The sequence below is a fragment of the Kutzneria sp. CA-103260 genome, from assembly GCF_018263855.1.
In the GTDB taxonomy this organism is placed as follows: domain Bacteria; phylum Actinomycetota; class Actinomycetes; order Mycobacteriales; family Pseudonocardiaceae; genus Kutzneria.
Genome location: NZ_CP073318.1, coordinates 3,639,217 through 3,661,277, shown reverse-complemented (window position 1 = coordinate 3,661,277; position 22,061 = coordinate 3,639,217). Strand labels below are relative to the sequence as shown.

19 protein-coding genes are annotated in these 22,061 nt (G+C 66.4%); 9 read left to right on the top strand and 10 right to left on the bottom strand.

Going from position 1 to position 22,061, the window contains the following annotated elements; translation table 11 throughout:
- The first annotated feature begins 91 nt into the window (after positions 1-91).
- The 9 genes from JJ691_RS15820 to JJ691_RS15780 all read left to right on the top strand — a co-directional run bounded on the left by JJ691_RS15820 (position 92) and on the right by JJ691_RS15780 (position 11,584).
- Positions 92-1,192: a cytochrome P450 gene (locus JJ691_RS15820; protein ID WP_211769521.1), complete on the top strand. Its 1,101-nt coding sequence runs from the start codon at positions 92-94 to the stop codon at positions 1,190-1,192.
- Between the two features lie 167 nt (positions 1,193-1,359).
- Positions 1,360-2,883 (top strand): MFS transporter, encoded by a 1,524-nt coding sequence (locus JJ691_RS15815; protein WP_211769520.1) that lies wholly within the window; start codon positions 1,360-1,362, stop codon positions 2,881-2,883.
- A 149-nt stretch (positions 2,884-3,032) separates the two neighbouring features.
- Positions 3,033-3,692 (top strand): ATP-binding cassette domain-containing protein, encoded by a 660-nt coding sequence (locus JJ691_RS15810; protein WP_211769519.1) that lies wholly within the window; start codon positions 3,033-3,035, stop codon positions 3,690-3,692.
- Positions 3,693-3,786: 94 nt separating this feature from the next.
- Positions 3,787-3,951, top strand: a complete 165-nt coding sequence (locus tag JJ691_RS15805; RefSeq protein WP_211769518.1) for a hypothetical protein — start codon at positions 3,787-3,789, stop codon at positions 3,949-3,951.
- A 262-nt stretch (positions 3,952-4,213) separates the two neighbouring features.
- The gene (locus tag JJ691_RS15800; protein ID WP_211769517.1) at positions 4,214-6,943 is read left to right on the top strand and encodes a helix-turn-helix transcriptional regulator; all 2,730 of its coding nucleotides are present in this window, start codon (positions 4,214-4,216) and stop codon (positions 6,941-6,943) included.
- Positions 6,944-7,739: 796 nt separating this feature from the next.
- Complete coding sequence (locus JJ691_RS15795) at positions 7,740-8,576, top strand: peptidoglycan-binding protein (protein ID WP_211769516.1); 837 nt, start codon at positions 7,740-7,742, stop codon at positions 8,574-8,576.
- Positions 8,577-8,619: 43 nt separating this feature from the next.
- Positions 8,620-9,438, top strand: a complete 819-nt coding sequence (locus tag JJ691_RS15790; protein WP_211769515.1) for a CHAP domain-containing protein — start codon at positions 8,620-8,622, stop codon at positions 9,436-9,438.
- A gap of 346 nt (positions 9,439-9,784) precedes the next feature.
- Positions 9,785-10,057, top strand: coding sequence for an SDR family NAD(P)-dependent oxidoreductase (locus JJ691_RS15785; RefSeq protein WP_249227957.1), 273 nt, complete (start codon positions 9,785-9,787; stop codon positions 10,055-10,057).
- A gap of 456 nt (positions 10,058-10,513) precedes the next feature.
- The gene (locus JJ691_RS15780; protein ID WP_211769513.1) at positions 10,514-11,584 is read left to right on the top strand and encodes a helix-turn-helix transcriptional regulator; all 1,071 of its coding nucleotides are present in this window, start codon (positions 10,514-10,516) and stop codon (positions 11,582-11,584) included.
- A 104-nt stretch (positions 11,585-11,688) separates the two neighbouring features.
- Here JJ691_RS15780 and JJ691_RS15775 read toward each other — a convergent pair whose 3' ends face one another.
- From JJ691_RS15775 to JJ691_RS15730, 10 genes are all read right to left on the bottom strand, one after another.
- Positions 11,689-12,291 (bottom strand): C39 family peptidase, encoded by a 603-nt coding sequence (locus JJ691_RS15775; protein ID WP_211769512.1) that lies wholly within the window; start codon positions 12,289-12,291, stop codon positions 11,689-11,691.
- A gap of 7 nt (positions 12,292-12,298) precedes the next feature.
- Positions 12,299-13,354 (bottom strand): threonine/serine dehydratase, encoded by a 1,056-nt coding sequence (locus JJ691_RS15770; RefSeq protein ID WP_256449434.1) that lies wholly within the window; start codon positions 13,352-13,354, stop codon positions 12,299-12,301.
- Between the two features lie 5 nt (positions 13,355-13,359).
- Entirely contained in the window at positions 13,360-14,322 is a 963-nt protein-coding gene (locus JJ691_RS15765; protein ID WP_211769511.1) for a D-alanine--D-alanine ligase family protein, read from the bottom strand.
- On the bottom strand, positions 14,315-15,559 hold the full coding sequence (locus JJ691_RS15760; RefSeq protein WP_211769510.1) for an MFS transporter: 1,245 nt from the start codon (positions 15,557-15,559) through the stop codon (positions 14,315-14,317). The genes JJ691_RS15765 and JJ691_RS15760 overlap by 8 nt, the downstream gene beginning before the upstream one ends.
- On the bottom strand, positions 15,559-16,812 hold the full coding sequence (locus tag JJ691_RS15755) for an ATP-grasp domain-containing protein (RefSeq protein WP_211769509.1): 1,254 nt from the start codon (positions 16,810-16,812) through the stop codon (positions 15,559-15,561). Before JJ691_RS15755 ends, JJ691_RS15760 begins: the two co-directional genes overlap by 1 nt.
- A 557-nt stretch (positions 16,813-17,369) precedes the next feature.
- The gene (locus JJ691_RS15750; protein ID WP_211769508.1) at positions 17,370-17,813 is read right to left on the bottom strand and encodes a GNAT family N-acetyltransferase; all 444 of its coding nucleotides are present in this window, start codon (positions 17,811-17,813) and stop codon (positions 17,370-17,372) included.
- Positions 17,814-17,878: 65 nt separating this feature from the next.
- Positions 17,879-19,408, bottom strand: coding sequence for a UDP-N-acetylmuramoyl-tripeptide--D-alanyl-D-alanine ligase (locus tag JJ691_RS15745; RefSeq protein WP_211769507.1), 1,530 nt, complete (start codon positions 19,406-19,408; stop codon positions 17,879-17,881).
- The gene (locus JJ691_RS15740) at positions 19,405-20,244 is read right to left on the bottom strand and encodes a GNAT family N-acetyltransferase (protein WP_211769506.1); all 840 of its coding nucleotides are present in this window, start codon (positions 20,242-20,244) and stop codon (positions 19,405-19,407) included. Before JJ691_RS15740 ends, JJ691_RS15745 begins: the two co-directional genes overlap by 4 nt.
- Positions 20,241-20,789, bottom strand: a complete 549-nt coding sequence (locus JJ691_RS15735; RefSeq protein ID WP_211769505.1) for a M23 family metallopeptidase — start codon at positions 20,787-20,789, stop codon at positions 20,241-20,243. The genes JJ691_RS15740 and JJ691_RS15735 overlap by 4 nt, the downstream gene beginning before the upstream one ends.
- A gap of 26 nt (positions 20,790-20,815) precedes the next feature.
- On the bottom strand, positions 20,816-22,027 hold the full coding sequence (locus JJ691_RS15730) for an MFS transporter (RefSeq protein WP_211769504.1): 1,212 nt from the start codon (positions 22,025-22,027) through the stop codon (positions 20,816-20,818).
- Positions 22,028-22,061: the final 34 nt, after the last annotated feature.

Here is a 22,061-nt window from a genome sequence, read left to right as displayed (position 1 = left end):
TCCGAAGTTTCCCATGGGCCGGCGGCCGGCGTGTCCGTTCGCCCAACCGGAAGGCTACGCCGAGCTTCGAGACACAGAACCGATCGCGAAAGTGGAGTTGCCCACCGGCGGCACCGCCTGGCTGGTGACCAGGATGGCCGACGCGCAGGCTGTGCTGAGCGACCCGCGCTTCAGCAACAACTCGGCCCGCGACGGCTATCCAGTGCTGCAACCGGGGCAGGCGCTGTCGGCCGACGAGCGCACGCCGATCTTCGTCGAGATGGACGAGCCGGAGCACACCACTTACCGGCGGATGCTCATCCCCGAGTTCACCGTGCGGCGGGCCAAGGAGATGCGGCCGGAGATCCAGGGCCAGGCCGAGGAACTGGTCGACCAGATGCTGGCGAACGGCAGTTCGGCCGACCTGGTGCAGACCTACTCGCTGGCCCTGCCGTCGCTGGTGATCTGCGGGCTGCTCGGAGTTCCCTACGAGGACAGGGACTTCTTCCAGTCCAGGGTGTCGGCGGCGGTCAGCCTGGCGTCCTCGCCCGCGGACTTCGAGGCCGCGTTCGCGGACATCGTCGAGTACATCGGCAAGCTGGTCGCGGAGAAGATGGACAACCCGACCGACGACGTGATCGGCCGGCTGGTCACCGGCCCGATGGCCGACGGGAAGCTCGACCACGAGCGGCTGTCCAGCATCGGCGCGCTGTTGCTGGCCGGCGGGCACGAGTCCACGGCGAACATGATCTCGCTGGGCATCGCGCACCTGATCACGGCGCCCGAGCTTCGGGAGACGCTGCGGCAGCAGCCGGAGCGCTATCCGGACGTGGTCGAGGAATTGCTGCGCTACCACTCGATCGCCGACGTCAACGTGACGCGGGTGGCGCTGGCGGACGTCGAGGTGGGCGGTCGGCTGATCAGGGCCGGCGAGGGCGTGGCGGTGTCGCTCGGCTCGGCCGACCACGACGAGTCGGTCTTCGCCGAGCCGGCCGGGTTCGACATCGATCGCCGCAACAAGCGGCACATCGCCTTCGGCCACGGCTATCACCAGTGCCTGGGGATGAGCCTGGCCCGGGTGGAGCTGGAGATCGCCTATCGAACGATTTTCGACAAGATCCCGAACCTTCGGCTGGACGTGCCGCTGGAGGAGTTGCCGTTCAAGTACAACGGAATGCTGTTCGGGCTGCACGCGCTGCCGGTGAGCTGGTGACGGCCGCCCGGTAGCCGATGCGCGGGAACAGTCCAGGTCCAGGGCCGGCCAGGGCCCTGGGCCTGGTCGCGCCCAAGCGATAATCGCTCGCGTAACAATTTGCCTTGGCGCACAACGGACCCAGTCGTTTTCTCCCCGAAAACCGTTGCCACGCGTATGGTTCGGCCATGACGAGCGGAATCGTGAAGGCTGGGCCGCGCGAGTGGGTCGCTCTCGTGGTGCTCATGCTGCCCGTACTGGTGATCGCCGCCACCGCGACCGTGCTCAGTTTCGCGCTGCCGTTCGTCAGCGCGAGCCTGGCGCCGACCAGCGTCGAACTGCTGTGGATCGTCGACGTCTACGCCTTCGTGCTGTCAGGTTTGCTGCTGGTGATGGGCAATCTCGGTGATCGGATAGGCCGACGAAGACTGTTGCTGATCGGCACAGCCGTGCTCGCGGTCTTCTCGGTGGCGGCCGCGGTCACCGGCACGGCCTGGGTGCTGTTGCTGATCCGGGCGGTGCACGGCGCCGCCGCGGCGGCGGTGATGCCGTCCACGTTGTCGCTGATCCGCACGATATTCCGGGACGGGCAACAGCGCCGGTTCGCGATCGCGGTGTGGGCCGGCACGTTCGCCGCCGGCGGCGCGCTCGGCCCGATCGCCGGCGGGCTGTTGTTGCAGCATTTCGGCTGGGGATCGGTGTTTCTGGTCAACGTGCCGCTGCTGCTCCCGGCGCTGCTGTTCGGCTGGCGGCTGCTGCCCGAGTACCGTGATCCGCGCCCAGGGCCGTTCGACCTGCTCAGCGTGACGTTGTCGCTCGCGGCGGTGCTCCCGGTGATCTACGGGATCAAGTCCATCGCCGCGGAGGGTCCCGGCTTGTTCGACGTCGTGCTCATCGCCGCCGGCCTCGGTGTCGGCGTGCTGTTCGCGCGCCGCCAACGGCGGCTCGCGCAACCGATGCTGGATCTCGGGCTGTTCAGGAACATCTCGTTCAGCACGGCGCTGCTGTCCACCACGATGGCGGTGTTCGCGCTGGTGGGCATGTTCTTCTTCGTCGGCCAGTACCTCCAGTCGGTGCTGGGCATGGGGCCGCTGGAAGCGGGCCTGTGGACGGTGCCGGCGGCCGTGCTCGCCGGCGTCGGTGCGACCGGCGCGGCCGCACTGGCCAAGTGGGTCAAACCCGGCGTGGTCATCAGCGTCGGAATGATGTTGGCCGCGGCCGGTTTTGTGCTGCTCGCCGTCACCGACCGGGTGAACGGCCTGGTGCTCCTGGTCGCCGGTTTGTCGTTGGTGGGCTTGGGCATCGGCATCGTGCAGTCGTTGGCCACGGACATGGCCGTGGCCAACGCGCCGATCGAGCGGGCCGGTGCGGCGTCGGCGGTGCTGGAGTCCGCCACGGAGTTCGGCGGCGCGATCGGCATCACGGTCCTCGGCAGCGTCGGCGCGGCGACCTACCACCGTGAGCTGGCGCGGCTCGCGCCGGCCGACCTGCCGGCGACCGCGCTGCACGCCGCCAGCCAGACGGTCGGTGACGCGGTGGCGATCGCGCGGGGGCTGGGCGGCGAGGCCGGCCGGGAACTGCTGGCCGCCGCGCGAATGGCCTTCGGCGAGGGTATGCACGCGGCCGCGGTGGTCGGAGCCATCCTCATGATCGCGGCGGCGCTGCTGTGCGCCGTGGTGTTGAGCCGTGACACGGTGCGGCGAACGGAGTAGTCGGCGAGCCGATCGACGGTAGACTTATGTCCTCAGGGTAGCTGAGGGATTACCAGGGGTATCCTCCCGATGTGCGTGTGGTGCGCCGGCACCTAGTGTCGGTCACGACAATCTGGTTGGAACGCATGGAGGTTTGGATGCTTTCGTCGGTGTCAACGGTTGTCCCGGCGCCTCGCCCATCCCGGCCGGCCTCGGCGGTGGAGATCACGGGGCTGTGCAAGCAGTTCGGCGATGACGTCGTCGTGTCGGGGTTCGGCCTGTCGGCGCGGCGGGGCAGCGTCGTCGGGGTGGTCGGCCGCGGCAAGACGACGGTGCTGGCGATGCTGGCCGGTGTGCTGCCGCCGGACGAGGGCACCGTCGAGGTCCTCGGCGTCGACGTGTGGCGGGAACGGCGCCGCGCGAGCGCGCTGATGGCCAGCACCCCGTTGGACGGGGCCGCGCCGCCGTCGCCGGCCCTGACCGGATGGGCGATGCTGGTGGGCGCCGGCCTGCTGCAGGGCATGGGCGCGGAGCAGGTGGTGGACAAGACGGGGGAGTTGCTCGGATCGACCGGACTCGCCCACGCCGGCGGAGAACTGGTGGAGAGTTACACGCCCGGCATGCGCAGCCGGCTCCACCTGGCGCGGGCGCTGTTGAGAAGTCCGCGGCTGCTGGTGCTCGACGAACCGTTCCGCGACGTGGACGCGGGCTCCGCCCGGACGATCGCCGCCGTGTTGGACGAGTTCACCGCGACCGGCGGAACCGTTGTGCTCTCTGGCGACCACCCCGATGGAGTGTGCGATGACGTGTTGCTGCTGGGCGCACGTTAGGTGCCGAACGGACGTGCAGGTCACGGTCACGCGGTCGGGCGATCTGGAGCTGATTGCCACCGCGACGGGATCGAGGTACCGATGCGGACCGCTGATGACCGCGATGTGGATCGTGCTGCGTCAGCACAACTGGTGCCTCGACTCGGCCGTGGGGACGCTGGCCGAGGCGTGGCGGGAGGACAGCAGGTCGGTCCGCCGCAGCCTGGACGCGTGCCTCACCACTCTCCTTGACGCACGCCTGGTCGACTTCCGGGCGTGATCCGCCCGGCCGCGGTACGAGCTACGGCAAATTTCGGCCCTGCCGGGCAACAGCAGGTCCAAGGGATTGACCATGACGTGTTCTTGCATGAGCATTAACAGCTGTTACGTGTGAGCGTGGCGCTGGAGTTTGGGGGATGCCGGATCCGCCGGAGAGCGCGGCCCAGCGAGGCGGGCGCGGTCGGCCGGTGACCGGTGCAACGAGGTTCTGGTCCGTGGTCGCCATTCGGTGGACATGAGGCCGGCTGGGGATGGTGTCGTGGATGTCGTTCGTGCATCGTGCCGAGGAGTTGGCCGCCTTCCGCGCCGCCCTCGCCGACACGAGGCAGGGCAAGGGGCGGGTGCTGCTGGTCACCGGACCGCTCGCCGGCGGCAAGACCGCGCTGCTGCGGCGGTTCTGCGACGACGCGGTCGCCGGCGGGGCGCAGCTGCTGCTGGCCACCGGCTCGCGGGCGGAGCGCGGGCTGCGCATGGGTGTGATCGACCAGTTGTTCCGCACGCCCGCGGCGCCGGCCGAGATCATGGAGAAGGCTCGGCCGCTGCTGTCGGGCGAACCGTCGGACGCGAGCTCGCCTGACGACGATCCGTCGACTTCGCAGCAGTCGGACCCGCGTACCGTCCGTGCGCTGTGCGACCTGCTGCTGGAGTTGGCCAACCGCGGTCCGCTGGTGATCGCGATCGACGACGTGCACGTCGCTGACGAACCGTCGCTCCAGGTCCTGCTGTACCTGCGCCGAAGGGTCAAGCGGGCGCGGATCCTGTTGGTGATGACCGAATGGGCGCGCCCGTCGCCGACGCACCCGATGTTCCGTGCCGAGGTCATGCGGTTGCCGCACCGGCATCTCAACCTGGGTCTGCTGCCGCCGGAAGCCATCGCCGACCTGGTGACCGCCGCCGGCGGCCCGCCCGTGACCGCGGCGACCGCCCGTGCCTACCACTCGTTGACGGGCGGCAACCCGCTGCTGGTCGGCGCCCTGGTCAAGGACAACCCGGAGCTCGGGGCGGGGGAGCAGCCGGTGGTGGGCCGCGCCTACCGGCAGGCGGTGCTGGCCTGCCTGCACCGCTGGGAACCGCGGCTGCTGGTGGTGGCCAGGGCGGTGGCGATGCTCGACGGGCACGCGACCGTGGATCTCGTCGCGGCGCTGGCCGGTCTGCCGCCGACCGCGGTGGCCTCCGAGCTGGAGGTGTTGACCAACGCCGGTCTGCTGGTCGACTCCCGGTTCCGGCACGTGCAGGGCACCGCCGCGGTGCTCGACGCCATCGCCCCCGCGCAACGGATTCCGATGCACGCGCGCGCGGCCGAGATCCTCTACCGACACGGCGCGCCCGCGGCCGAGGTGACCAGCCAGTTGATCGCCGCCGGGGCGGCGCCCGGCGCGTGGGCGGTCGGCGTGCTCCGGGAGAGCGCGAACCAGGCTCTCACCGCCGACAACGTCGAGTTCGTCGTCGAGGCGCTGGAGCTGGCCGCGTCGTCGTGCGGGGACGAACGCGAACGCGTCGAGATCCTGCTCGCGCTGGTCCGAGCCCTGTGGTGGGTCAACCCCACGCTCGCCGGCCTGCGGCTGTCCCCGCTGCTGGAGGCGTTGCGGGAGAACAGGTTGTCCGCGATGGACATGTCCATGGTCATCCGATATGTGCTGTGGCACGGCAATGCGGATGATCACCACGCCGGCATCGCGCGGGTGATGGCCGTGGACAGCGCGACCGACGACCCGGTCAGCGCCGCGATGTTCCTGGTCGGGCACCAGTGGGTGTACGGCCTCAGCGACGAGTGCGGGTGCGTCGCCCAGGCCGAGCGACTGTGCGCCGACAGCCCCAGCCCGTGGATCCGGGCCGCGCTGTCGTTGCGCTCGGTGTTCCGCGCGGACCACAACGACCAGGTCATCCGCAACGCCAGCTACATACTGCGCAGCTACCGGCTCGGCGAGAACATCCCGGAGATGATGACCTCGGCCGTGTTCGTGTTGATGTACGCCGGCCGCCCGGATCTCGCGGCCTACTGGTGCGACGGCCTCATCGAGGAAGCGACCCACCGCGGCGCCGTCACCGGTCAGGCGCTGCTGACCGCTGCACGGGCGGAGATCGCGTTCCGCCAGGGTGAGCTGGAGAACGCCATGGCGCTGGCCCGGCGGGCCCTCACGGTGTTGCCCGGGCCGAACTGGGGCGTGGTCGTCGCGGTGCCGCTGTCGGTGCTGGTGCTGGCCGCCACCGCGCTGGGCCGGCACGACGAGGCGGCCGACGTGCTCGGCGAGCCCGTGCCGGTGGCGATGAGCGAGACGATGCTGGGTTTGTGGTACGTGCGGGCGCGCGGACACCACTACCTGGCGACGGACCAGGTGTTGGCAGCGGTCGCCGACTTCGCGCATTGCGGCGCCCTGGCCCAGAGGTTGCGCATCGACATCCCCGAGCTGGTGCCGTGGCGCAGCGACCTGGCCGAAGCCCACCTGGTGCTGGGCAACGAGAAGCTGGCCCACGACCTGGTCCGCGAGCAGTTGGAGCTGGCCAAGGGCGGTCTGAGCCGGGCACGGTCGCTGCGGGTGCTCGCGGCGTGCAGCGACCCGCGCGAGCGTCCCGGTCTGCTCAACGAGGCGATCGACGCGTTGCAGGAATACGGGGACCGGATCGAGCGTGCCCGGGCGATGGCGGAGCTGAGCAAGGCCTACGACGAGCTCGGCGACTTCTCGCGGGCCCGGACCGTGGCGCGCTCGGCCGACCACGAAGCCAACGGGCAGCACAGCGGGACGAAGTCCGCCCAGGTGGTCCGGGTCAGCGACAAGGAGCCCGCCGCGGACACGCCGATACTCAGCGACGCCGAGCTGAGGGTGGCGCGGTTGGCCGCGCGTGGGCACACCAACCGGGAGATCAGCAACCGGCTGAGTATCACGCCGAGCACTGTCGAACAGCACCTGACTCGGATCTACCGCAAGCTCAACGTGAACAGTCGGGTGGACTTGCCGGACCGGCTGTCGGCGCCGCCGGGCATCGAGTCCTAGCGCGTTGCGGACCCTGGTGGCTGTTCTCCGCAGTCTCACCGGACTCCTGTCGGGCTCGGTTCCTCGATTCCGGCTCTGACCTGCCGATCCGTGGCGGGCCGAGTCGTATTCGCTTGTCACCCCGGCAAGGTCGGTTCGACGCCAGACGCGGCAGTCGGCGAGATCAGGTAAAGCAGCGAGAACAGCACCTCGTGATCATTGCAAGCGGCTACCTGGCAACCAGGAACGCCCAGGTCTGATACCCAAGCGAGTTTCCGAGCCGCACAGGTCCCCACCGCACCGCAAGCACCGAGGATGAACGCGTTCGCCGAACGCTGGATCTGCTCGCTCCGACGTGAATGCACCGATCGACTGCTCATCACCGGCCGTAGCCACCTCCACCACGTGCTGGACGCGTATCAAGCGCACGAGACGCCTCGCGGGACTACTTTTCGACCACGACAAGGAATTTCTCTGTGTCAGCAGGGGGAGTCGGACACGGTGTCGCGGCGCCCAACACAGAGCTGAGTGTTCATGGCGTAAACATGCCAAATATCCCCGGTTGGTGACTGATGTTGACAACCACGACCCTCACCGGTCGGTAGCGGCTGGCTGGTCGGCCACGTGATGTGGCTACCGGTTCCGGTCCGAACGACAGGCGAACGTCAAGCTTTCGTCATAGAGGTTCCGGCCCGGGACGGAGAGGATGTGCTGCAACGGCAGTCGGCGCCGGACCGAGGCCGGGGCCGATCCTCGACCGAACGGAAAGAAACACCGCATGAAGACAATGGTGAGGACCCGGGGCGCCGTTACGGGGATGCTTGCGACCTTTGCCGTCCTGGGCTGCCTGGCGTTGAGCGCGATGCAGGCCTCAGCCGTGACCCCACGACCGATGCCGGCCGCCGCCGCGCTGCCCGTCGTTGACATGGAAGCCGTCGTCCTGGCCGCTCAGATCGATCCCCGGCGTGCCGACAACACGCTGACCCCGGGTGCCAAGGACTCCGTTCTGGCCGTTGAGCGGGCACTCCAGGCCTGCAATCTGCTCGACGCCCGCTGGGTCGACGGCTATTTCGGAACCACGACCATCGCGGCGTACGCGGCCTACCAGCGTTCGCTCGGGTACACCGGACTCGCCGCGAACGGGCTGCCCGGCGCGGGTTCGTTGACCACGCTCGGGCAGGGCCGGTTCACCGTCACCCGCGTGATCGGACCGGGCGCGCGGGTTCAGCGCGACGGGTACGTCATCGACTCCCGCACCCAGGCGATGCTCACCGAGACCGAACGCCTGCTGGGCTTTCGTCTCGTGCTGTCGCAGGGCTCCTACAACCCTGGCGGCGACCCGACGTCCGCCGGCACCCACGACGGCGGCGGCGTCGTGGACATCAACATCGACGGCCTGTCCGCCGACACCCGCACCGCCGTCGCCCGTGCACTGCGCCAGGTCGGATTCGCGGCCTGGATCCGCAACCCGACCCAGGGCGACTGGCCATGGCACATCCACGCCGCGGCGATCAGCGACACCGACCTGTCCACCCAGGCCCAGAACCAGACCGGTGACTACTACCTGGGCTTCAACGGCCTCGCCAACCACGGCCCCGACGACGGGCCCCGGATCCCGATCCAGACGTGGGAGGACTACCAGCGCGCGCACTGACCACAAGCCGGCTCCGATCACTGACACCGCACAAAGGGGAACCGTGAGAAACGCACGCATGATGCTCGCCGTAGCCGGGGCCGCACTAGCCCTGGTCGCCCCGCTCCTGGCCGCCACCGCCTCGCCCGCGTTCGCCGCCGGCCGGGACGGGACCTGCGACAGCGGCGAGTTCTGCTACTACTACAACAGCAACGAGGCCGGCTCGCTCTCCGACTTCACCGGCTCGATCAGCGACCTCGGCGCAACCCAGCCGACCTGCTACGACTTCAAGAGCGCCGGCGCCGGCCAGGGCGTGTGCGTGAAGAACAACGCGGCATCGGTGTGGAACCGCACCTCGTACACGGTGCGGGTCTACTTCAACAGCGGCTTCGGCGGGGCGAGCCAGGACTTCGCGCCCGGCGCGAAGGGCAACCTCAACGCCACGCTGAAGAACAACAACGCCAGCCACCAGTTCCTCACCGGGGGCGGCGGCGCGCAAACCCCGCGCAACGACTACGACGGCAATGCCCGGGGCTTCGCCCAGAACAACTGCACCGCCTTCGCGGCCTACCGGATCGCCAGCAGGCTCGGCGTCCCCAACTTCAGCAACTCCTACGGCGGAACGACCTGGGGCAACGCCGGGACCTGGGACGACGCCGCCCGCCGCGTCGGCGTCAAGGTCGACACCACCCCGCAGGTCGGCGCCATCGCCGTCAACGACGTGCACAAGGTCGGCCACGTCGCCTATGTCAACGCGGTCTACTCCGACGGCTCGTTCGACGTCGAGGAATACAACTGGAACAACCCCCTCGCCTACGGCACCCGCTCGCACGTCCACGTGAGCAGCGCCCAGGCCGACTTCCAGTGGATGCTCCACTTCTGACCGGCCAGTGACCACCCTCGGGGTGCCGGCAGCCCATGCCGGCACCCCGACGCAATGCCCTGCCCACTTTCCAGAACCGGTTGAAGCCGCACGGCCCGCTGACGAGAGCGGTCTGACTGGCCTGTGCCGTCTCGGCGGCTGACTGTTTCCAGGGGCAGGAAATGGGCGCAGGGAGCTGCGGCACTCCGGCGATCATGCTCGCGTGGGTGATTGACACCAACGGGTTCGCACTCGACCACTTCTTCGATCGGCCCGGCCGCGTGTCGTGTCACCGTGGCGCGGCGGTCGACTGTCCATTGTGGAGTCGTCGGTCCACGGCGCTCGGCCGGCTCGTGGCGAGCGGCGCGTGATCTCGGCCGGGATCGACCATTGCTGGACGGACGTCCAAGTCCTCGTGAGCAACGCCGGCGTCCTCGCGGTTGGCGCGGTCCACGAGATCGACACCGACGAGTTCGGCTGCGAGATCGACGTGAACCTGTTGGGCGCGCGCCGGTTGGTCCGCGCACTCGTGCCCGGCATGGTGGCCCGCCGGCGCGGCGACGTGGTGTTCGTCTTCTCCTGCACGGCCCGGCCACGGTCTACGGCCACAGCTGTCGGACTATGTTGCACGGAGTTGTGATGTTGTGTAGAACCATGCAGAACTAGCTCTGCCCTCATTGTTTCGGTCTAACAAGGTCGAAGCTGGGCAATAAGGCGTCCCCGGCATCATGTCGCCATGCAATCGCTTGTATTCGCAATTCTAGATTCCCAATGCGGGCGGGGCGTGAGGTAGTGCATCTCGGCCACCGTGTCATAGGACCGGCGGTTCGGGGGGCCTGTAGCTGCGCGGGAGGAAATCCGCCTCAGCGACGGCAGGGGCTGGAAACCTCGGGCCCGCAGGTCCGCGAGGAACCCCGCTACCCCGCGCATAGCCTCGATGTGGTGGGCGGTGTCACCGTCCACCCCGGCCGCGCACGCGCCCCGGTTGTTCCACACGCGATCCCAGGCCGCCAGAAGGAAGCCATGATCTTCGGCCATCCGAAATACAGCCATGAATAGTCAAAATAACTTTACCAAACCTGCTGAGGAGTGTAGGGTGGGGTTGTTGGCGACTGTATTCTGGGGGCGAACAGTGGGCGATTACGAAATAAGCCACGAGGACACCATGGGTAGGCAGTTTCGACTGTTCTCGCCCGATGTTGCCTCTGTGATTCGCGACACCGATCGAAAGATGTCACATTTCGCCAAGCGTAACAGATTTGAGCTGTACAACAGTATTCGCGTCGAGCTCAACAAGGTCTGGCGGGTGGACTCGTTCTGCATCGGATTGAGAAGGGCTGACAATGCCGTTTTCTATCCGTACAATTTTGACGACGGGCGCAACTTTCCACCCAACTTCAACGTCTACGGAAGAAACGGTCTTGCGGCCTGGCTGCAGCGAAACGGACGCCCGTACTGGTTCAAGTACGATCAAGGGGCGTTGTTGGCCAATGGGCACCGATTTGGCAATTTCGATAAATCGGCCCGAGATGCGGTCGTCGCTCCCATGCTGGCCGATAACGATGGTCACCGCAGGGTGCTTGGGTCCATCGGCATGTACTCGTACCAACCGGACACCTATGACAGTGAAACCGTGAGCGCCCTCGGCTACATCGCGGCCGCGCTGACGTTGATACTGTTTCATGAGCGCGTAGAATCGTCCACCGGAGAGCTCGACGCCAGCGACCTGCCAACCTATTCAACGCTGATCATCGAGCTGATCGACAGATTCGGCGGCGATCTGGAGCGTGCGATCCAGTCCGTCGACCGCGCCATCGCCGGGATAGAAACGGACATGGCTCACGTCCGGGGTGAGCTGAGCGGGTTCCGGTCGGCCTGTCGGAACCTCCAGGTGGAAGTGATGGAGGCGCTCGCCAGTCCCAACACGGAGCCGGCGCGGCTGATGAATCTGCTCACCCCGAGAGAGCGGGTCGTCGCCAATCTGATCGCGCACGGTTTCGCCAACAAGCAGGTCGCCGAAAGGTTGCACATCTCCGAGCTCACCGCCAAGACGCACACCTCTCGAATTCTGAAAAAGTTCAAGGCGAAGCAGCGGTCCGAGATAGCGACGAAAATATCCTCCATGGTGCAGTTCGGTGGTTCATTCGAAATGATCGAACAACCGTAGTCAGTCTTCGAGGTTCCCGAAGGTGGTCGGAGCGCAGTGACGGCCGGCGTCGCCGGCCGTCACTGCTGACGATCCCGCACGTCTCCAACCGTATTCGCGAAAGATCAAGGCTGTGCGCGCAGCGACATCGACACGCCACGTCCAGCGAAGAAAGTCGCGAAGGTCTGTGCCGCCAGCACGCCATATCGCGCCGCATCACTGTGCCCGGACGGATTCCGGAAATGGATCAACTCCCGATCATGGCCGGTCACCAGAACAAGATGTCCGCCGCGCCCAGGCGCCTCCCGGTCCGGACGACGAATCTCCTTGTGAACCGAGGCCATGACCAACCGGCCCTGATTCAGTTCGTCGCGGATTCCGTCCATTGTGAGGTCTGGGCATACCTGCGCGAAAATGCCGTATGTGGCTCGCACGTAGTCGACGAACGGGCGGTAGAGCAGCCCCGCGATCCCTCCGTCCGGCTGCTCGACATAACCACCGGCAGCAGTGCAGCCGCGCAGCAGCGCGAACAGCGTAGGTGCCTGCCCGTCGCGGTGCTCCAACACCATCTGGAGGCAAGCCATCCCACAACAGTGCCGGCACCACCGCCCGTATTCCGCGCGGCTGGCGGCGCCGGATAGATGCCAGAGCGGATCAGTGGCCGGATCGGCGCCGTCATACGCGATCGCGTCGATGAGATCCGGAGACTGGTATTGGGTTCGGACCATGACGTTGTCATGGACGGTCCGAGACGGTTGCCCATGCCCCGTGCATGCCCGACAGCTCATTCCCCCTCCTCTCGCCGGCCAGATCGACCAAACGCCGGAAGGTTGGCCAGTCGACGTTGCCGCCACTCAGCACGGCCGCGATCCGACCACGTCCGGTTGGCACCAGGTTTGCCGCCACCGCGGCCAGGGCGCAAGCCCCGCTGGGCTCGATCAGCACCTTCAGGTGTTCCAGGCACAATGCCATGGTCTCACTGATCGCATCGTCATCCACCACCACGACATCGTCCAGGAGTCCTCGCAGCACCGCGAACGGCTGCGGACTTGGGGAGGTGTGGCCGAGTCCGTCGGCTATCGTCTTCGACGGCGGTATCACAACCCGATGTCCGAGTCGCAACGACAGCGCGGTGTCGTCGGCGCCGGCGGGCTCAACGCCTATCACCCGAACCGAGTCGCTCATATCCTTGGCGATTGTGGCGCAGCCCGCCGCAAGTCCACCGCCGCCGATCGGCACCACGAGCGTCGAAATGTCCGGTGCGTCCTGGAGAATTTCCAGGCCAACCGTGCCGGCGCCGGCCATCACCCGGGCCGAGTTGGCGGACGGAACGACAGTAAGGCCCTCATCGGCGGCCAGTTCGGCCACCAACGCGTCACGGTCGTCCCGCAAGCGGTCGTAGTAGACCACCTTGGCCCCATGTCGCTGGACCGCCGCGAGCTTGATCTGGGGAACATCCTGGGGAATGACCACGGTTGCCGGCGCGTCGAGCATCTTCGCGGCGACGGCGAGCGCGTGGGCATGGTTGCCGGACGATGCCGCGATCACCCCTTGGGCCAGTTCCCGCTCGGGTATCGCGAGCAGATGGTTGAGAACGCCGCGAAACTTGAACGCCCCCGTTCGCTGAAGATTCTCTGCTTTGCACAGCACGGACGCCCCCACGGCTGCGTCCAACTCGGGAGACGCCAACAACGGCGTCCTGGTTGTACGGGAACCAAGCCGCGTGGCCGCTTTCCTGATGTCTTCTCCGGTTATCACAAGTTTCCTCCCCTGGTCGCGAAGACCCCGCATCGCGGTCACACGCTGGCCGTGCTCGGTGACAATTCCCGTGTGAACGCCGTGTTGAGAATAAGCCGAACCAGTTCGTCGTACCCTATGCCCGCGACCGACGCCATGGTCGCCATATTTCCGCCGGCGGACAGCCCTGGCAGGGTATTGATCTCGAGAATCGCCGGCCCAGCGGGGCCCAGCACGAAGTCGACCCGCGATAGGCCGTGGCATCCGGCGGTCTCGTGTGCGGCTCGGGCCATGTTCCTCAGCTGTGCTGTGAGCTCCTCGTCGAGCCGAGCCGGACAGTGATACGTGTAGAGATCTTCGTTCCGTTTGGCTGAGTAGTCGTAGAACTGGACCTTCGGCTCGATCTCCAATGGCGGCAGGGTCAGCACGCCGTCTTCGCACGCTATGTTGCCGACCGTGAACGAACGGCTGCCCATGAACGGTTCCACCAGGAATTCGCCCCTGTCCGCGCCGACAGCCACCATGGCATCCCGCAGCTCCGCTTCCCTGGTCGCCACCATGATGTCGATGCTGCCCCCTTCGGCCAGCGGCTTCAGAATGACCGGGAAGCCGAACTCCGTCCGGACTTCCTCGGCCAGCTGGCCGATATCCACCCCACCACCGATCACCCGGTCCGGCAGAACCTTGAGGCCGGCGGCGGACAGCACGATCTTGGCGAGTTTCTTGTCCATGCACAGCGCACTGGCCAGAACGCCGGATCCGGTGTACGGAATACCCAGCGTTTCCAGGTAACCTTGGCAGTGTCCGTCCTCGCCCCACTTGCCGGCCAAGGTCAGGAACGCCACGTCCTTGCGCGCCACAGTGGCGGGGAAGTCGCTCTGCTCGGTGTCGACCAGTTGCACGTCGAAGCCCTGCTTCACCAGCGACGCGGTCACCGTTCGCCCGGAGAGCAGGGACCGCGGCCGCTCCCGGGACCGGCCCCCGGCGACGATGGCGATGGCAAGGCGGCTCAGCTCAATCATGGTTGTTCGCTCCTTTTCGTATGGAGCGACCAGGCAACGCGGCCAGCTGTTGTGGCTTGGTCCCACAGCACATCGCGAAGACGCACGCACTGGTCAGCGCGACCGCGCCACAGAACAACCAACTAACCGCGTGTCCGCCCAGTGCCCCCCCAATAGAGAACAGTTCGATGCCAATCAAGTTGCCCGCTACCGCGCCGACCGCCCATCCGACGGAAATGAATCCGAGGTACGCGGCTTGCTGCTCGCGCGGTGCTGCCTCCTGCGCCGCGGCGTCGAGACACGGCGCGACCACCAGCTCGGCCAGCGAGAACAGCACCGTGAACAGGAGTAGGCCCGGCGTTCCGCGCACCCAGACCAGCGCGAAGAACGCGACGGCCATGATCGCCATGCCGACCCCGAGCAGTCGGCCCATCGAGTCGACCCTCTTCATCGTCGGAGCCAGTAGTGGGTACTGAAGCGCGATGATCACCACTGCGTTGAGAGTGGTGAGCAGGCCGACCATGCCTTTCGTGTCGAACGACTCCGACGCGTACAGCGGCACGGTGAGGGTGAACTGGCTGAAGCAGATCCAGAAGCCGACACTCGTCGTCATCAGGACGATCATCCGGCGGTTCTTCAGCACTGCACTGGCTCGCTCGAAAACACCAAGCGATGAATCGCCGAGTCGGCGCACTGGCCGCAGCGAGGCGCAGAGGGAGAGGCACACCAGAAACAGTGCGGAGGAAATACCCAAGGCGACGTCGAATTCGCGATAGAGGACGCCCCCGAGCAGCGGCCCGACACTCGCGCCCGCGTTGGTGGCCGTTGTGCGCAGGACGAACACCTTGCGGCCGAACTTCTCGGAGTACTGCGCCAGCACCGCCTTGGAGGCCGGCAGGAACAGGGCCCCGCCAACGCCTGCGATCGCCATGGCCACCATCACCAACGGCACGCCGCCGGCCATGGTCAGCGCGCCGTAGCCAAGGGCGCACAGTGCGAACCCCAGCACCATCATGCGCCTCGGGCTGTAGCGGTCGCTGGCGATCCCGGAGATGAAGGACCCGCCCCGCTGGGTGAGCACCAGGGTTGTGATCGACAACCCGGCCAACTGCACCGGCATCCCGCGCGAATCGACCAGGAATATTGCGAGCAGGGGGAGGATCATGAACGTCGCGGTGGTCGACAGGCCGATTACGAGCGTGGCGAGAATCAGGTCCCGATGACCAAGCCGCCGGGCGAGCCCGCTGGATCCGCACACTACAGTAACTCCGCGTTGTCCGCTTCGGCGTCGACCGAAGGATCCGTGACCACACGGATATGGCTATCGAGAAACTCCCGCACCCTCGTGATGTTCTTGACGAGCGGATCGACCAGAACATAACGCACACAGTAGTTCCACGGATTGTGATCGGGTTTGATTCGTTGCCCAACGTGGACCTTGACCTCGTACTTCACGACCTGCGGCAGTTCATCCAGGAACTCAAGACCTGTCACCGAGGTCACCACGCCGGCCTCGGCGTAGATCGTGCCTACGAAGCTGAACCTGGAAGCGGCACCGGTGGGCACCGGGTCTACCGATTGTCCGCTGAGCAGCCGCGCGAATGCCAACGGCAGGTTGAACCCCTGAGTCCACCAAATCTGCTCGGATCTCAGGATGCCGGGCAACCGGGCGGCGCATTCAATTATGCGTGGCCCGTCCGGGGAGAGTTTCCACTCGGAGTGGAAGATGCCGAGATCCGCGTTTATGGCCTCCAGGAACCGCTCCTCAGCGTCGATCAACTCCCGGTGACATTCTGGCGAAAGTGGTGCGGGTACGACATTTCCAATCTCCAGGAACTCCGCGGAAAACTCCATGAGCGAGACGTTGTGGAAAATGGCCCGACCGTCCTGGACAAGTGTCTCCACGGATACCTGCGGGCCGGTCAGCCGCTCCTCCGCCATGTACCGCCAGGACAGCGATCGGTCCTTGACGGCGCGCGGTCCCTGGTGCTGCGTGGTGCGCCGCCATGCGGTTTCGGCCTGGTGCGCGCCGGACAGTTCCACGACACCGAGCGAGGCATGGCGGTTGGCAGGCTTGAGGATCACCTCGCCGCCTACCGCCGCTACGAAGTTCCGCACCTCCTGCGCGCTGCTGACCTCGGCGAACGCCGGCTGCCTGATACCCGCCCGCGCACACATCTCGCGCAGCGTCAACTTGTCGGTGCAGGCGTCGATGGCCAACGCGCTCGGTCGCGGCAGGCCGAGCGTGCCGGCTATCTCAAAGGCGGCTATGACGCCGTACTCCCGGCCCGGCATGACAGCGTCGAAGCCGACCTCCTTGTGCCACTCGGCCACGACGTCGCGATAGTCCGAGCTCTGCTGATATCGCGCCGTACGAACGCCTACGATGCCGCCCGCATCGGGGATGTCAAGCCTCAGGTAGGGCATATCCGCATCGTGCAGAGTCGGCTCCTCCAGGAGGTAGACCTTGGTTTCCGAGTCAGTGGTCACGTCAGCGAGAAGCCGAGCCACAGACAAATGGTATCCAACAAGTAGAATATTAACCATTCGACCTTCTGTGTTGATTGCAGTCATCTTTGGCTCGATAAGTCACACTATAGAGACTTTTGTTGGATGTAAAGCTGTCTACGACAAAGTTGTACGTCGCGGACCAGACGGTCGCGAAACCCCAGGTAGTGAGCCAGTCCGGCGGAGATGGGACTGCCTCATCGGCGATGGCCCCATCAAGACGCTCAAGCGGCAGACATGCGGTCGAGCGAAGTGTGGGACGGAATGGACTCTGGCGTCTTGCCGGCCATGACGATGTCCCGCTCGCTGTTGATGGACAAGGTGTGCACGATCGGTAACTCAACGAAGAGTGTTGGAATGCGCTGTCCGGTGGGGTGGGGCAGGGTGGTTTCACATTCGGGTTGCACACCGTCCGGAGACTGACCGCCCTGACCCTAGGTCGATGGTCGAGGCGAGTGCTCACCCACCAGTGGCTACCGGGCACAGAGTCCGTCAGTGTGGCTGACCAGGCAGCTCCCATTAGGCAAACCGGAAGCTGCTACCCCTGATGCGGACAGCCTCTAGTTGGAGAAGTCCTTCCAGTAGCGGGCGGACATCGTGCGGCGGTCGTCGTAGCCGTGGTGCTGATAGAAGGCATTGGCATCGACCCGTGAGCGCAGCGTTGTCACTTCGACGGCGACGCAGTTCCACTGCCGGGCCAGGTCCTCGGCGGCGCTGACCAGCTGGCTGCCCGCCCCCGTGCGGCGGGCCGCTTCGTCGACGACGAGGCTCTCGATGCGGGCCCAGCGCCCGGTTTTCTCGAGGTACGGGATGGCGTGCAGGGAAAGGCAACCGACGGCGCACTGGTTCTGCTCAGCCACGAGGATGGCGCTGAACGGATCGTCGAACCACATTTCGAACCGCCGTGCGACGTCCTGCGCCGTGCTGTCGTACCCGAGTTGGCACATCAGGCTGGCGATCTGGTCGGCGTCCGCGGGAGCAGCTCGGCGTATGGTGACTGTCACGTCGTCAACGTACTACCGCTCGGACTGCGGTGTGCCGGCGATCGCCCGGCGGACGCCCAAACCCGTCATCGAGGATTCGCTTCCGGCACCACGACATCGAAGTCGCTGTCCAATCCCGTGCTGGGGGTGTCGGCCGGAAGAAGCGCGTCCGCTATCCGCCACAGTGCGGCTTTTCTGGATCCCTTGAGGAGCACGACATCGCCGGCGCGCAGTTCTTCACGCAGGAGCACCGTCGCGGCTTCGACGTCCGACACCAGCTCAGAGTGTGTGCCCTGGCCCGCGCTTCTCGCGGCGGCTTCATGGATCTGGCGTGCGTCCTCGCCGATGACCACGACGCGGTCGGCGAACTGCGCGGCGAGCCGCCCCCAGGCGTCGTGCCTGACGTCCGCCGTGAAGCCGGGTTCGCGCGCCGTTCCGAGGAGGGCCCACTTCCGCGCGTTGCCGCCGTTGGCCATCGCGGCGAGAGTGCGCAGGGCCGCATGCACCGATCCCGAGCTCACGTTGCGCGCGTCGTCGATCAGGGTGACCCCGTCCGATGTCCGATGGACAGCCATCCGATGTGGCGGCGTCGTCTCGTCGTTCCGCAAACCGGAGATGACGTCGTCGATCGTTGCGCCGAGCTCCAGCGCGACGGCCGAGGCCGCCAGCGCGTTGTAGATCTGATGCTCGCCGTGGGTCGGCAGTGCTACTCGCGCGGAACCACTGATGCTGGGCAGGTCCACCCGCAAGGTGAACCGCGGTCTTGCGTGATCGTCGAGTTCTATGTCGATGGCGCGAACGTGCGCGTCGGCTCCGCGGCCGGTCAGCACGACTCGGGCCGAGGTGCGGCTGGCCATGGCCGCCACACGCGCGTCGTCGGCGTTGAGGACGGCGACCCCACCGGCGGACGCATCCGGCAATGCCTCCACAAGCTCGCCCTTGGCAGTGGCGATCGCGTCCTGGGATCCGAAACTGCCGAGGTGCGCGTCGCCGACGTTCAGCACGACCCCGATGCGGGGTGGCGCTGTGGCGCAGAGGGCCGCCAGATGACCGATGCCCCTGGTCCCCAGTTCGAGGACGAGATGCTTGGTGTCCGGCTCAAGCCGCAGGACCGTCCACGGTTGTCCCAGCTCGTTGTTGAACGACCGCGGCGACGTGATGGTCGGACCGAGTCGAGTCAGCAGATGACCAATCAGGTTCTTGGTCGACGTCTTGCCGACCGATCCGGTCACACCGACGACAGCGCAGTCAGGCACTTGGCGCAGCACATGGCTGGCCAGCTTCGCCATCGCGGCCAGCACCGCCGCGCCGGATCCGTCTTTGTCGCCGGCCAGCGCGAGCACATCGGAAGGCATGCGGCTGTCCACGAGCGGCACGACGACTGCTGGCGTCGCCACCTCGTGCGCAGCCAGGACCGCGACGGCTCCCTGTGCGACTGCCTGCTCGGCGAACTGGTGGCCATCGGAGTGTTGTCCCGGCAGCGCCACGAAAAGCGACCCCGGCCCCACCTTCCTGCTGTCGAACTCGACGGTGCCATGGACCTGCGGCGAGCCGTCCGTCCGATGGAGGCGACCACCCACCACGGCTACGATCGCGTTGAGATCGAGAGGGATCATTGTTCCTCCGCGGAATCGATGTGCTGCGAGTTCGCAATATCGGTGAGCCGCATGGTCGCGTCCCCAGGCCGCGGCGGCGGGCCGGCGGCGAGATAGGACGGATGATCGAACAGATGTCGACTGCGCAGGTCGTCCTGCTGGCTCAGGAGGAGACGAAGCCGCTCCCGGTCGTCCGACCAACCGAGACCGTCAAAGAACTCCATGCCGGTGAACCTCGTCTTGTACCGGGCGCCCTCGTAGTAACACGTGCCCAGATACACGTGGGAAAAACCGCGGCGTTGCAGCTCGCCGATCGCACAGCTCATCAGGTGCGAGCCGACGCTCAGCTTTCGGTATCGAGCGTCGTAGCAGGCCCGGGCGTAGTAGGCGATAGGCGGTTCAACGTACAGAGCCGCAAGCGCTGCTGGCGACTGGTTGGAGGTATCCGTCAGCGTCAGCAGATGCGTCGTCATCGGAGTGTCCAACCGGGCCACCATGTCCGCGGTCTCGAACTGACGACCTCGCCGTGATGTCCACTGCGAACTCTCGTTCATGTAGCGCACGCACATGTCCAGCCAGGTGTCCTGCGGTGTGAGCTGCGCGCGCGGGAGAAAACTGCGGCTGAGCGTGTCGCATTGCCTCCTGATGTAGCGTTCGCGTTTGCTTTCTGTGTACCGGCCGAGGTCGACCCGCACGCTACGGGCCAGGTAGAACCTGGTCAGCTCCCGGTTGCTCGGCAACATGCCGTGGCTGAACGCGGTGGCGGCCGTCTCGCCTTCGTCCGGAAAGCCCAGCACCTGGTACGGCGCCAGATGGGCGTCGTAATTCGGGGCGCATTCCGAGAAGACCACTCTCATGGCACGTATCCGTCGATCCTGAGGCCGGTGTCGATGAGATCGAACAGATTCGCCGGATTGGCGTCCCTGCCGCCCTGAGGGTGGTACTGAAAATGCAGGTGTGCCGCCCTCGCCGGAATCGACATGCCGCTTGCGACGGCGCCGCCGGTGTGGCCGAGGTACCCGATGACCGTTCCCGCCGTGACCTCAACCGGTCGATCACCCGTGTCGATGAATTCTGCCGGGAACGCGTCGCCGGGGTGCGCGGGGTCGGTGCCCAGGTGGAGATAGTGGTACATGGCGCCGCTCGCCCCGGTCAACCGGACGCGATGACCTCCGCTACGGCCTTCCCGCGCCAGGATGAACTCCGCGGTTCCATTTTCTACCGCGAGCAGCGGGGTACCGATCGGCGCCTTCAGATCGATGCCCTTGTGCAGGTGGGTTTCGCTTCTCTGGTAATGCCATCCGCCTCGGCCCGGCTCGCCGGCGTCCGAGCCACGGAGTTCCGGCCGCTCTCGAAAGTCCGCCCAGCTCATTCCCGCGACGGGGAACACAAAATCCGGCACGTGTTCACACTCCTTTTCGGGCCGAGCTACTCGACCTGGCTGTGTAGACCAACGGCTCGGTTCGCCGGGGTTGCCACCGCCGTCAGCACGCAGCAGGACAGCAGGACGGCTGCCACGACGCCCCATCCGGTGATGGCGAGCGCGGCGACGACGCTGGCCAGCAACGATCCGACGATGTTGCCACCGGTTCGGCCCAGGGCGAAGATCGACTGGTACTGGCCCTGCAGCGCCGGGTCCGCCAGTTCGTAGCTGTAGGTCCACGACGCCGCGGCGGTCCACATTTCCCCGAGCGTGAACAGCACGATGCCGGCTATCAACATCGCGATCGCGACGCCGGTCGTGGTCGTGCTCGCGAGCGCTATGAGAATGAACGCGCCGACAAAGGAAGCCCCGCCGAACAGTGTCACTCTCGAAGCGCCGGCGAGGTCGGCTGCGCCCCGTGAGAAACGCACCTGGAGCACTACCACGACGGCGGTGTTCAGGAACAGGAGAAATCCAGTGAGTCCCAACGGCGCATGCGTGTGTGTGGCGATCCACAGCGGCACGGCCACGGTGAGTATCTTGCTGCGCGCGGTGAGCAGGCCGCACAGAATGGCCATTACAACATAGCGCACGTCGGCGATCGCCATTCGGGTCGACTTCCGAGCTGGCGCTGTTTCCGGATACGGTCCCTTGACTGTGCACGGGACGGTTGCGCCGATGATCACTGCTGTGCCCAGGAAGATGGCCGTGTAGGCCGTGTGGGTGTCAGCCTGTAGCAGGGGAACGACGGCCAATGTGCCGAGCGCGTATCCGACGTTCGACACGGAGCGGCTGTAGGCCTGGTAGCGAACGCGGTCGCCCGCCCCCATGACTCGTCCGATCAGCGCGCGCTGCCCGACCGACATGCCGAGCAGTGCGGAGTTGGAAACACTCTCGAAAAGCACGAACGTGACGAGGGAGTCGATCCAGGCGAAGCACGCCGTTGCCGTGGCCGCGAGAATCGTCGAGATGATAATGACCTTGCGTGGACCGAAACGGTCCACCGCCGGGCCGATCGCGAACAACGCGGCGAAGCTGATCACCCCGACCGCGGCCATGCCAATACCGACCTCGGTAGGCGGCAGGCGCACGGAGCGAATGAGGAAGATCGCTGCCGTGGCCAGAATAGCCCCGGTGCCGGTGGACGTGAAAAGCTGGCCCAGAAGCAGGTAGTTGGCCCTCCCGAATGAGGTCAACGGCGTGGCTTTCTCGCGCAACCACGTACCACGCATAGAATGAAGCTCACCCCCC